At 49.2% G+C, this 12176-nt stretch carries 10 protein-coding genes; 6 read left to right on the forward strand and 4 right to left on the reverse strand.

Going from position 1 to position 12176, the window contains the following annotated elements; genetic code table 11:
- Nucleotides 1–3: 3 nt before the first annotated feature.
- The 4 genes from BLU57_RS01580 (at nt 4) to BLU57_RS01595 (ending at nt 6832) form a co-directional block, all read left to right on the forward strand.
- Nucleotides 4–1329 carry a glycosyltransferase family 2 protein gene (locus BLU57_RS01580; RefSeq protein WP_090315351.1) on the forward strand — a complete coding sequence of 442 codons (1326 nt, stop codon included), beginning with the start codon at nt 4–6 and terminating at the stop codon, nt 1327–1329.
- Nucleotides 1330–1331: 2 nt separating this feature from the next.
- Complete coding sequence (locus BLU57_RS01585; RefSeq protein WP_256206333.1) at nt 1332–3503, forward strand: TolC family protein; 2172 nt, start codon at nt 1332–1334, stop codon at nt 3501–3503.
- Nucleotides 3487–4560, forward strand: a complete 1074-nt coding sequence (locus tag BLU57_RS01590) for an HlyD family secretion protein (RefSeq protein ID WP_090315352.1) — start codon at nt 3487–3489, stop codon at nt 4558–4560. The genes BLU57_RS01585 and BLU57_RS01590 overlap by 17 nt, the downstream gene beginning before the upstream one ends.
- A gap of 418 nt (nt 4561–4978) precedes the next feature.
- Nucleotides 4979–6832: an ABC-F family ATP-binding cassette domain-containing protein gene (locus BLU57_RS01595; protein ID WP_090315354.1), complete on the forward strand. Its 1854-nt coding sequence runs from the start codon at nt 4979–4981 to the stop codon at nt 6830–6832.
- A gap of 185 nt (nt 6833–7017) precedes the next feature.
- On the opposite strand, the gene BLU57_RS01600 is transcribed toward BLU57_RS01595, so the two are convergent.
- The gene (locus BLU57_RS01600) at nt 7018–7440 is read right to left on the reverse strand and encodes a helix-turn-helix domain-containing protein (RefSeq protein ID WP_090315356.1); all 423 of its coding nucleotides are present in this window, start codon (nt 7438–7440) and stop codon (nt 7018–7020) included.
- A 138-nt stretch (nt 7441–7578) separates the two neighbouring features.
- Between BLU57_RS01600 and tmpT the strand changes: the two genes are divergently transcribed.
- Together tmpT and BLU57_RS01610 are read left to right on the forward strand one after the other, a co-directional pair.
- A complete protein-coding gene (tmpT, locus tag BLU57_RS01605; RefSeq protein ID WP_090315358.1) occupies nt 7579–8226 on the forward strand; it encodes a thiopurine S-methyltransferase in 648 nt (215 codons plus the stop codon).
- 1 nt (nt 8227) lies between these two features.
- A complete protein-coding gene (locus BLU57_RS01610) occupies nt 8228–9031 on the forward strand; it encodes a sulfite exporter TauE/SafE family protein (protein ID WP_090315360.1) in 804 nt (267 codons plus the stop codon).
- A gap of 27 nt (nt 9032–9058) precedes the next feature.
- On the opposite strand, the gene fliE is transcribed toward BLU57_RS01610, so the two are convergent.
- From fliE to BLU57_RS01625, 3 genes are all read right to left on the reverse strand, one after another.
- The gene (gene fliE / locus BLU57_RS01615; RefSeq protein ID WP_090315362.1) at nt 9059–9382 is read right to left on the reverse strand and encodes a flagellar hook-basal body complex protein FliE; all 324 of its coding nucleotides are present in this window, start codon (nt 9380–9382) and stop codon (nt 9059–9061) included.
- 97 nt (nt 9383–9479) lie between these two features.
- Nucleotides 9480–10793, reverse strand: coding sequence for a sigma-54-dependent transcriptional regulator (locus tag BLU57_RS01620; protein ID WP_176776340.1), 1314 nt, complete (start codon nt 10791–10793; stop codon nt 9480–9482).
- Nucleotides 10790–11986: a sensor histidine kinase gene (locus BLU57_RS01625; RefSeq protein ID WP_090315368.1), complete on the reverse strand. Its 1197-nt coding sequence runs from the start codon at nt 11984–11986 to the stop codon at nt 10790–10792. Before BLU57_RS01625 ends, BLU57_RS01620 begins: the two co-directional genes overlap by 4 nt.
- Nucleotides 11987–12176: the final 190 nt, after the last annotated feature.

The following is a 12176-nucleotide window of genomic DNA, read 5'->3' on the forward strand; positions in this document are numbered from 1 at the left end:
TTCATGGAAAGTCTGAATCAAGCCTGGAGCTTTTTTCTTATCGCAACGTCGCGCTTCCAGGATATTGAGTACGTCTTCATGCTGATTCCGTTCGTACTGTTTTTTGAATTACCGCTGTATTTTGTCAATTGGATGAGCGTTTTTCGCTATCTGTTTAAAAAGTCGGTGGATGCACCGGTGTCGTTTCCTTACTATCCGCGCGTAACTTGTGCGATTACCTGCTACGCCGAAGGAAAAGCGGTACAGAGTACGGTGATTTCTTTACTGGAACAGATTTATCCGGGGCATATTGAAATCATTGCGATGGTCGATGGCGTGCAGAAAAATTTAGCCACGTATCAGGCATTGAAAGAACTCGTGCCGGTGGTTGCCAATTATCCCAAGCGCTCATTGGTGATCATTCCGAAAATTCAACGCGGTGGTAGGGTCTCATCATTGAACGCCGGACTGAGCCGGGCGCAAGGTGAGATTTTTCTCGCTTTGGATGGCGATACATCGTTTGATAATCAAATGATCAGTTCCGCTGCCGCTCATTTTCGCAACCCTGATATTGTCGCGGTAACGGGGCCGATGCGTGTGCGTAATGCCAGAAAAGCGATCATTACCCGGCTGCAGAGTCTGGAATATATGTTGATCATGCAGATAGGGAAACTAGGGTTTGCGAAACTGAATGTCATTAATAACGTCCCTGGCGCGTTTGGAATTTTTAGAAAGTCCTTTATCCAGAAAATTGGCGGATGGAATACCGGGACCGCCGAAGATCTTGATTTGACATTGCGCATCAAGCAATACCATCAGCGTTATCCGCATCTGAGGATTGAATTTGAACCCGGCGCGGTTTCGCATACCGATGCACCGGAAAGTTTCAAGGATTTTTTAAAGCAGCGCCTTCGCTGGGATGGCGATCTTTGGTATATCTACTCGAATAAACACAAGTACGGTATTTCCGCATCGAGGATGGGGTGGAGCAATTTTATATTTCTGCTCTGGTACGGCATTCTGTTTCAGATCGTCATGCCTTTTTCTATCGTGATTTATACGATCTACATGGCGGTAAAGCTGCCTATGCTGACTTTTTTTCTAAGCATGGTACTGGTCTATTTGTTCTATTTAGGCTTGATTACCCTGCAGTACATTCTTTATCTTGTGCTCGTCTCAGACAGAAAATGGGAGGACTGCCAAGCTGCTTTGATCCTGCCTGTTTATCCGTTGTTCCAGTTTGTTTCGCGCGTCTGGAGCGCTTTTGCAATTTTAAACCAGATACTGAACAAAGGTCACTTGGATTCCGCAATGGCGCCTTTGTGGGTGCTTAAAAAGGGAAAACAGTAAAAGTGCGCATTTTCCCGCTACTGATGTTGTTTCTGCTACTGATGCTGACAGCCAATGCAGGTGCTGAAGTTAAAACGCTGACCGAGTTTTATACGCATCTGGAGCAAGCTGCGACGGTCCTGAAAGCGAAGGCGGATTTGGAAGCGCAACGCTCGAACTTGAATGTGCAGGAAGCGCAGAAAGGCTGGGAGATATTTGGCGGAATATCGGCTGGTTATCAAAAAAGCCCTTTTGCCAGAGAGCCTTTCGGACATTTCTTCGATCCGATGGGCCGCATCGGGGTGCGCTATCCCTTGTTAGGCAGCGCGGAGAGACAGCAACGGGCGATCAATGATGCCGCCACGCAAGTAAAAATTGATGATGTCCGCCTGGATTGGAGCAAACGGCTGGCGCGGCTCTTTCTGGAAGAAAACTACGCGGCATATTGGAGCGCAAAGAAAATGCTGGCTTTGACCGAAGCCTACTTGCGTTTGCGCGATGATGGCGTGATTTCCATACTGCATAAACGGCGCGAAGCGGGTTTGTTATTTATGTCGGATTATCTCGAGTTTCTTTCTGCATTTGATCGCGCCGAACGATCGCAAATCGAATTCAGCAATAACCGCGATCAAGCATTGATCAGACTGGGTTATTTAACGAATTCGGAAATACGGCCGTTCGAACCCGTAAAACCGGTGTTGTATGCGATCGACAGCAATACGCCGATCGATATCGAGCAGCTGGATCTAAAAATACTGCAAGCACGGATAGAAAATATTCAAAAGACTAAAGAGACCGAGAACTGGCGTGGCATTGATTCGGATGTCAACGCCACCGCTTTTGGCGGTCCGGCCATTCCGCATCCTTCGCCTGAATCCATGCAGATGGGCTATGGCGGCGCAGTCGGTTTTAATTTCCGTATGCCGATCGAAATTATGAGTGTGCGGAAGAATGAGGAATCGCGCTTGAACAGTCTGTTGATTAGTCTGCGAGCGGACTACACGCACCGCGATCAGGAACTGCAACATGAATTCCGCGCTTTGCTCAGCAGTTATCAACAGCTCGCGCAGCAAATCAAATTTCAGCATACACGCTTGGAGGCGGCGCGTGAGTTGATCCGTGAAAGACATTTGCGTCTGAAGATTTTGGATGGCGATGTGATCGAGAAATATTTTCAAGCGGTTAATACGTATTACCGGGTGGCTATCGAGAATGTCGAAACAGAATCGGAACAATGGAAGCTGCATATCCGGTTGCGGCAATTCCTTACGCTGCTGGAGGGAAAAGGCAGGGATATTCACCCGGAAATCAACTTAAGCCAATTGACTGATCCGCTGCAACAAGCGGCATCGTTTCTTGTCAGTGGAGAAAAAAACAAGGCTGCGCCAAAGCGCACCAGTTTCTCTGCTGCCGGTAATGCAGAAGCTTCGTCCGGGCGCGTTGCCGTGTATGTCTGGAACTTTGACAAATTAAGCACGCAACCCGGTTTATGGGAGAAGAATCAAACCATCGAGATCGATCGCTTCCTGATTTCTTTGGATCAGCAGCAGATTTCAAAATTTGCCGCAAATCCCGCGCCGCTTAAAAAATTTCTAACCGAAGCGCACCGGCGAGGAAAAAAAGTTGAATTGCTGTTAGGCGATCCTGATTGGATTCTGCCGGAGCAGCGCGAGAAGCTGCTCATGATCGTCAAGAAATTGAGCAATATTAATTTCGATGGCCTGCATTTGGATATCGAACCGGATCAACTGGAGTCGGACTTGCCTGGCAAGGCGCGTCTGGAAGAATTGATCGAGACGGTGCGTCAAGTGTCGGCTGTTTCTCCGTGGCCGGTAGGCATCAGCATTCACCCGCGCTATCTGACGAAAGCCACATCATTTGATATTTGCGTGCTCTGCGAACTCAAGGCAAAAGGGATCAAAGAGATTACCGTCATGTATTACGCGATGAATCTGACGAATATCGTGACTGCGCTAAAGTCGGCCATGAATCAATATCCGGATCTGTTATTCAGTTTGGCGCAAAGCCTGGAATCAGAATTGGGTCCGGAGAATAGTTATGTGCATAAGCCGCAATCCATTTTTATTCATGCAATGCAACAATTGCAGAGCCAACTCCGGGCCCCTAATTTTACCGGGCTAGTTATTCAATCATGGCAAGATTTGGTAAGCTATCTTCATGAAAATACATTTTAATCAACCAGAAAATAAGGCTCCGGATATCGACCGGGGATTACGGGTTCAATATAGCGCCGCCAAACGAGCCGGTAGGCCGTGGCGCTGGTATTTGATTATTGCCATTTCTAGCCTCCCGGTGGTGTATTTGCTCGGGACGATTATTTGGGACACGATCAGCATTGAGGCCAATGGCCGCATCCGGGTGCCTAGCTTTACCGTGCGTACCGCTGTGGATGGCTATGTTGAGCAGCTTTTTGTCGAGCCGTTGCAGACAGTTTCCGAAGGTGCGCCGTTAGCTGAACTGGTGAATGCCGCATTGCTGGATAGCCGTGACCGGCTGCAGGTGGAGCTGGATGGGCTGAAACAGGAAAGGCACAAGATGTTGCTGCAAGCCGATGATTCCAGAACAAGCTCGGTTCAGTTGTTGAAATTCGCGCACGAACAGAAGCATTTCGCATCCCAACGCTTGAGTCAGTATGAGACCTTGTACAAACAGGGCGCCGCAACACAAGCTGAAATTGCGCTGGCACGAAGTCAGTTAAACTCGGCGCTGGAAAATCTGGTGGCGCTGGAGAAAGCGCAACGCCAGGAACGTGACCGGATGTATAGCCAGGAACAAGGCCAGTCTCCGGAAATGCGCATGCTTTCAAACCGGATCAATCAGCTGCAACTCGAATTTGATAAAACTCAGGATCAAGTCCTGCAGTTAAGCCTGTTTGCGCCATCGGGCAGCGGCATGGTGACAGAGGTGTTCACGCAACCCGGAGAGTTTCTGGGGCGTGGCCAAGCCTTGCTTGAGATCATATTTCCCGAGAAAGTGCATATCGATGCATTCATTCCGCCAAAATACCAGGACTATGCCGTAGTGGGGCAAATGGTCACGGTCAAATTCCCTAACGGAGAAAAAGCCGAAGCAAAAATAATTTCCGTCCCCGGTGTGATGCAGAAGTCTACGACGGCTGAAATTAACCCGCTGGAAACGGTCCGTTTTGCAATTTTGGCGCAATTGGAATTTGTCGGAAACGTGAAAAACCGGTTAATCAATGGCATGCCGGTTACGATCTATTTACACTGACAAACCAGTTGGCCAAAATGCGCTACATTCCGGAAATAGGCCATCAGCCGGTTTCATGATCCGCCAAGAATTTACTCCGCCTCTTGAGGTATCATCTTCTTTACCCTGAGCAATTTTGATTTATCCACATTTTTTGTGGATAACATTGTGTATAAGATTTATTTTCGATCATTAACTTAATGGACGCTAAAGAGAATTTTCCCTCTGCCTAATAACTTAACACTTTAATTATGTATTATGTATCATCCGGTTACAAACACTTTCTTTTTCTATATATCAGCCGCTATGTTTTGTATGGCGTGTTAACATTGGCTGCTGTGTGCTTTGGATAAGCGGATCATTGATACAACTGGCATTCGCAAGTTTGCTTTCCTCTCTTAAGCTGTTCAATCGGGTGTTCTGAAATTTTTACAATGTTATGCTGAATATTCAGTCTGTGACTTATCTGCAAGGCGGCGTTCTGCTGCTGGAAAATTGCCATTTGCAGATTTTTGCCAATCAGCGTGTTGGTTTGGTCGGTAAAAACGGGTGCGGGAAATCCACTTTGTTCCGTTTGATCCGAGCAGTGATCAAGCCGGATAACGGCGAAGTCAGTTTGCAATCGGGCAAAACCGTTGCGTTCGTTGAACAGGAGATCGTTAACTCGGCGCAGTCTGCCATTGAATTTGTACTGGATGGTGACGTGGAATTGCACCGGTTGGACAAAATTCTGGCTCAGGCTGAGCACGATGCCGCCTGGTTTGAAGCGCAGCAGCGCTATGAAGCCATTGACGGCTATACCGCGCGCGCGCGGGCGGCGCAGCTATTGAGCGGATTGGGTTTTGCCAACGCCGCGCTGGAGCAACCGGTTGATCATTTCTCGGGCGGCTGGCGGATGCGCTTGAATCTGGCGCGCGCCTTGATGCACCGTGCAGATTTGTTGTTGCTCGATGAACCGACCAATCACCTGGATCTGGAAGCGATTCTTTGGCTGGAGCAATATCTGGCGCGCTATCCGGGCAGTTTGATCGTGGTATCGCATGATCGTGAATTTTTGAATGCGTGCGTCAATCGCATTGCGCATATCAATGACCGGAAAATCGACAGTTATAGCGGCAATTATGATGATTTCGAGCGCGCACGCGCCGAGCGTCTATTGCAACATAACCAGGCTTTGCAGCAACAACAAAGACAAATTGCGCACATGGAGGACTTTGTGCGGCGCTTCCGCGCCAAGGCTACCAAAGCCAAACAAGCGCAAAGCCGCATTAAGGCGCTGGAACGCTTGACGCGTCTGGCGCCGTTGTCTGTGGAAGATGGTCACTACGAGCTGCAAATTGAAGCGCCGGAACGCAGTCCTGATGTGTTGCTGCGCGCACAAGACATGAGCTTTGGTTACGGCGATCATTTACTGTTTCAGCATGTTCATCTGATCTTGCAGGCAGGTGCACGGATTGCATTGCTGGGACCGAACGGGGCGGGAAAGTCGACCTTGATCAAACTGCTGACTGGAGAAATTCAACCGGTAACCGGTTCATTGGAGTGGGCGCAAAATATCCGTATCGGTTACTTTGCGCAGCATCAGCTGGAAAATCTCGATGGTAAGGCAACGCCTTTGCAGCATATGCAGAAACTGGCGCCGGCGCAAACCGAACTGGATTTGCGGAAATTTCTGGGGCGGTTTGGGCTTGGCGGAGATGGTGAGGATCGCCCGGTCGCCAGTTTTTCCGGAGGCGAAAAGAGCCGTCTGGCGCTGGCTTTATTGGCCTGGCAAAAACCGCATTTGCTGTTATTGGATGAACCGACCAATCATCTGGATCTGGATATGCGCGATGCGCTTACGTTAGCGCTGGAAGCCTATAGCGGCGCCGTGGTGCTGGTTTCGCACGATCGCAGCCTGGTGCGTGCGGTGGCGGATGAATTGTGGCTGGTGGCTGATGGTAAAGCACAGCTGCTCGATGGCGATCTGGAGGATTACAAAAGCTGGATAGAAGCGCGCCGTTCCAGTGAAGCCGCGGAATCAAAGCCAGTTTCGCAAAAAATGCAGCCCAAAACAGTAGCGAAACCGAACAAGAAGGCATTGCTGTCGAAACAAGCAAAACTCGAAGCAACTTTGGCGTCCGCGCAGAGAGAATTGACCGAATCGAACCGCCGTTTAGCGGATCCGGCGACGTATACGAGCTGTCCGCGCGAGGAAATTGACCGACTCAGCGCCCTTCATGCGGCACTCGAGGAAAAAGTAGCTGAACTCGAAGAAAACTGGCTGGAACTAGAAATGGCGATGGAAGAGTGAAATATGGAGTTGGGGTTGTTCCGGTTTTACTTTTCCAGGAATGCCTCTGCCGATCAGCTCACCGCTTTGCAGCTGAATACATCAATGATCGCGGCTGGTGCAGGAACTCTGCCCAAGTGGGAATGTAGGTCATATCCGCAACCCGTATCCAGTTTTTACGAGCGCCCTTACGTTTCCTGTATTCCTCATTTAAGTTCTTTTTCCTTCAATTTATTGGGCTGCCTAAACCGATTCTTACCAGCAACACGGAGGAGGCGAAGAAATTTTGGACATTCAAAATGGTTGGGTGCTTTGCAGACCGCTGCATGACGGAGTCCGTCGCGCATAGCGATTAGTTCTTCGATTGTCCTATCCAACTCATCCGCCTTGGCTGAAAGCAACGCTCTATTGATGTCTGGCCCATCCGGAGTAAACATTTCAGCAATTTCATCTAGCGAGAATCCGGCGCTGCGTCCCAAAGATATCAAAGCCAGCCGCTCGATAACACTGGCGCTGAATAAACGGCGCAATCCATTCCGGCCATTTGACTGGATCAATCCTTTTTCCTCATAAAATCGTAACGTTGAGGCGGGTAATCCGGATGCCTTTGCGACCTCGGTTATGTCCATTATTTCACCTGTTGCAATTAATGCTTGACTTCAAGTCGACTTGAGCCTTTATCCTAGCTCAGTACACTATTTAGTACAACACGTAAGTCATAAAGTTGATGGTTTTTTACTAATCTTTTAAGAATTTAAGGGGATACTATGGAAGCAAATTTTTGGCATCGGAAGTGGGAACAAGGTGAGATCGGTTTTCATGAAAGCGAGGCAAATCCATTTTTAGTAGCGCACTTTGAAACATTAAATCTGCCAAAGGGCAGCCGTGTATTCCTGCCGTTGTGCGGCAAAACACGTGATGCGGCATGGTTACTTGCCCGCGGTTATCGAGTTACTGGCGCGGAACTGAGCGAACTTGCCATTAACCAGTTGTTTGAAGAACTTGGCTTGGAGCCGGAGACCTCCAAAGCTGGGCAATTGGTTCGCTATCGTGCTGAAGATATCGATATATTTGCAGGTGATATTTTTGCTGTGTCTGCTGAATATATTGGACCCATAGGTGCGATATACGATCGCGCCGCTTTGGTTGCCTTGCCCGCGTGCGTAAGAGAACACTATACGTCACATCTGATGAACATAACCGGTACTGCACCGCAGTTGCTGATCACGTATGAATACGATCAGCTGCTCATGGAAGGTCCGCCGTTTTCAGTGAGCGAGTGCGAAGTAGAACAACACTATGGTGCTTCTTACCAACTGAAGTCTGTTGGAAGCAAGGATGTCGCGGGCGGATTGAGAGGCACGGTTAAATCAACGGAAACCGCCTGGTTGCTCCAAAGAAATAAGGTGGATTGATATGCCGGATATCGAATGGATATTGTTGTACCTTGTATTGGGTGCCTTAGTTGGCTTTATGGCGGGTTTACTGGGGCTTGGTGGCGGTGGAATATTGGTTCCCTTGCTGACATCCATTTTTACTTACCAGGGTATCAGCGTAGATAATGCAATTCACTTGGCATTAGGGACGTCACTGGCCTGCATGATCATTTCTTCAACAGCAAGTATCTATGCACATGCTTCTCGAGGCGCCGTTGTGTGGCAGATGGCTGGCGGAATGGCGCCCGGGATAATTCTCGGCGCCTTTCTGTCTACACAAATAGCCGTCAACGTTAACTCAGCCTACATTGCTATATTTTTTACATTGTTCATGGCATTTGTAGCGGGGCAAATGTTTTTTAATTGGCAACCGAAGCCCAGCTCAAAACCGGCAACCTTGAGCGGATTGATTGCGGCCGGAACCGGGATCGGATCGGTATCGGTTCTTGCCGCAGTGGGTGGCGGTTTTCTCGCCGTTGCCTACCTCGGCTATAAGAATGTGAACATAAAAAGCGCCATTGGCACTTCAGCGGCAATCGGACTTTTCATTGCCATCACGGGTACCGTTGGCTACATGATCAGCGGATTGCTTGTCACATCAAGCAATCCCTATACCATTGGATTCATTAATGTACCAGCATTCTTGATAATAGCGCTCGCTAGTACTATTGCGGCATCCTATGGCGTTCGCTGCTCTCATGGTTTGCCAAAAGCTTGTTTGAGAAAAATATTCGCTGTTATAGCGCTGATCTTGAGTATCAAGATGCTGATCTTTTGGTTTTGATTCTCACCTCAATCGGGATCAGTCCGTTTAAACCTGCATGTTCATGATTTCTTGATAGGCAGTCACCAGCTTGTTGCGGACTTGAACCATGGATTGGAAGGATACGTTGGCTTTCTGTAACGAGATCATCACTTCATGCAAATCGACATTCGATTGGTCGCTGACAAATTGTTCGCTCAGCTTGTCCGCGCTCATTTGCGCCTGATTGACCTGATTGACGGCCGTTTTTAGTTTCTCGCTGAAATCAACGCCTGTAACTTCATACGCACCCGATAGTTTTTTTACACCGGAAGCCAGTGCCGACGTTGCCTGCAGCTGCTGCAAGATGTTATCAATTCCGGCTTTGTCCATGATTCACTCCAACATAAAGTTTTTTAAGTATCGCGTAAAAAATCATAAAATTCAAATGATCTTAGTCAGCTACTATCGGTAGAAGCTGGGGTTTTAATTAGCTGGACATTCGGTATTGCTGCAATTTATACCGTAGTGTCCGTTCGGAAATCCCTAGCTTCTTTACGGCCAGTTTGCGGGAACCATTAACGGCTGCCAAAGTTTCCAGAATATGTTTACGCTCAAGCGTTTTCATATCTTCAGAAGATGATTCCTGATCAATAGATTCTTCGGCTTGGACTGGATTCGCTTGCGGCAAATGGAGATGCTCGGTGTCAATGATGTTATCCGCTGCCAGAATCATGGCGCGTTGCATGACATTTTCCAATTCTCTGACATTGCCCGGCCAGGTATAGTGCGTTAGTGTGTTGATTGCAGTTTGCGTCATTGTGCAGGGCGGTTGCGCCGAACTTGCTGCTGCTTCCGCAAGTACGCGCTGTGCCAGAGGCTCGATATCCAATGGCCGTTGACGCAGCGACGGGATTTCGATGGGAAATACATTGAGGCGGTAATACAAATCCTCACGGAACCGGCCGCTTTTGACCATCGCCATCATGTCGCGATTGGAAGTCGCCAGAACACGGATGTCCAATTTGATTGTTTTATGCCCGCCGACGCGCTCCACTTCTCTTTCCTGCAGGACGCGCAGCAATTTGGCTTGCAGTTCCAGCGGCATTTCGGAAATTTCATCCAGCAGCAATGTGCCGCCTTGCGCTTGTTCAAACTTTCCGGGCTGAGCCTGTGCCGCGCCGGTAAAAGCACCTTTTTCATAACCGAATAGAGTCGCTTCCAGCAGATTTTCCGGAATTGCCGCGCAATTGATCGCGACAAAGGGTTTTGCCGCGCGCAGTGAATGTTGATGAATAAAACGCGCGATGACTTCCTTGCCACAACCGCTTTCACCCGTCAGCATGACAGTTGCGGGTGATTGCGCCACCCGCTTGGCCAAGGATAGCAATGCCCGTGTCCGTGGATCCTTGGCGACGACGTTGTCATCCTGTTCTGGTTCGGATAAAGCGTGGCGCTTGATATGCGCCAGTAAATTGTCCGGGTCGAACGGTTTCAGCAAATAATCGCATGCGCCTGTCTGCATCGCGGCGACCGCTTTTTCCACATCGCCATAAGCTGTCATCAGCAATACCGGTAGTTCCGGGTTAAATGCCTTGATTTTTTTTAATAATGCGAACCCGTCAACAGGTTTCATTTGCACATCGCTGACGACCATCCCTACCTGGGATTCTTGCAGAGTAGCCATGGCAGTATTGCCGTTCGAAGCGGGCAATGCCGAATAACCGGCCAATTTCATCGTGGTGCAGATCGCTTCCAGCAAATCCTGATCGTCTTCCACCACCAAAATGGGTAGTGCTTTCATGATTGATCTCCTCTATTTCTTGGCAGCCGTATCATAAATTCGGTTCCCTCACCCGGCGCTGAATGGATTGTCACGTTACCGCCCATGGACTCAATGACACCGCGGACGATGGCTAAACCCAGCCCCGTGCCTTCCGCACGCGTGGTGAAGAAGGGTTCGAATAATCTTTCTTGCAGCGCCGCGTCGATGCCCGGTCCATCGTCCTGAACACTCAGGATGATATGCTTTTCTTCCAGCCGGCTAGTCAGCATGATTCGTCCGCCTGGGGACGAGACTTGCATGGCGTTTTCCAGCAGATTGATCATGGCGCCGCATAATGCTTGACGATCTGTAATCATTGCTTCCCCCGCGCTCTGATCATTGACGGTGAATTGCAAATTTCTCTGTACGATGTGCGGCTCGACCACTTGACGCAGCTCAGCCAGCAAATCGTTGATGACGACTTTTTCGCGCCGCCTTGCTTCACCTTTTACAAAACGGAGCATGTCCTTTGTTAAACGTTCTAGATGATGCAGCCGCTCAATGGTTTTGGTTGCGAATTTGTGCCGCTCGACGGGCGTCAAGGCATCGCTTCCCAGGTGATTGGCATAAAGCAATGCGGTCGAAAGCGGGGTGCGCAGCTGGTGCGCAAGATTGGCCGCCATCTCGCCCATGGAAGTCAGGCGCTGATTACGCCGGATCTGCTCCTGCATGGCATAGGCTTCGGTGATGTCGTTGACCAGCAAAATCTGTCTGCCTGCTAAATCGGTGGCGCTGCTCTCGATGCGGATGCGCCGTTGCTCCACCGTTTGCTGCCGTTCCAGCAGCCATTCGTTAGTGATCGCAGTGGGCACTAAGCGTTCTTGAGCGACGCGTTGCCAATTTGATCCGACCAGCGATTCGCCGAGAATGGCGATAGCAGCCGGATTTACCTGCTCAATACGCTCTTGCGCATCGAGCGCAATTACCCCGCCCGGTAGAGCATTTAATAACAGACTTAACTGCTGCGACAGGTTTTCTTTCGCGATTAGCTGCTTGTGCAATTCGCCATTAGCAAGTGCCAATTCACGCGTCAGTTGTGCCACCTGATGTTGTAAATCCTGATAGACGCCGGACAGCTGTTCCGATGCTTCATTAAAGGCTGCAAACGCCAGCTTGAGCTGTTCCTGGTCCGCCTGTATCGGTTTAATTTTACTGACGTTTTTGGTCTGCACGGGTTTGAATGACGATTGTTGGGAATGGTCAGTAGCTTACCACCGCACCCTGTTCCGATCATGTTGCGAATAGGGCAAGCAAACCTATTCTATTTAAGCATTCAGATTTTATAAGTTTATAGATAATCATCGCATCAATAGAAATCCATTCGCAGTGAATGAGGTTGATGTGCTTACGGCATGGCGATGG

The organism is Nitrosomonas oligotropha (genome assembly GCF_900106555.1).
GTDB lineage: Bacteria > Pseudomonadota > Gammaproteobacteria > Burkholderiales > Nitrosomonadaceae > Nitrosomonas > Nitrosomonas oligotropha_A.

Coding starts and splice junctions, on each gene's coding strand:
- BLU57_RS01600 (WP_090315356.1), bottom strand. CDS start 7,440: ATGGACATAACCGAGGTCGCAAAGGCATCCGGATTACCCGCCTCAACG.
- BLU57_RS01595 (WP_090315354.1), top strand. CDS start 4,979: ATGCTGAATATTCAGTCTGTGACTTATCTGCAAGGCGGCGTTCTGCTG.
- BLU57_RS01580 (WP_090315351.1), top strand. CDS start 4: ATGGAAAGTCTGAATCAAGCCTGGAGCTTTTTTCTTATCGCAACGTCG.
- fliE (WP_090315362.1), bottom strand. CDS start 9,382: ATGGACAAAGCCGGAATTGATAACATCTTGCAGCAGCTGCAGGCAACG.
- BLU57_RS01610 (WP_090315360.1), top strand. CDS start 8,228: ATGCCGGATATCGAATGGATATTGTTGTACCTTGTATTGGGTGCCTTA.
- tmpT (WP_090315358.1), top strand. CDS start 7,579: ATGGAAGCAAATTTTTGGCATCGGAAGTGGGAACAAGGTGAGATCGGT.
- BLU57_RS01620 (WP_176776340.1), bottom strand. CDS start 10,793: ATGAAAGCACTACCCATTTTGGTGGTGGAAGACGATCAGGATTTGCTG.
- BLU57_RS01590 (WP_090315352.1), top strand. CDS start 3,487: ATGAAAATACATTTTAATCAACCAGAAAATAAGGCTCCGGATATCGAC.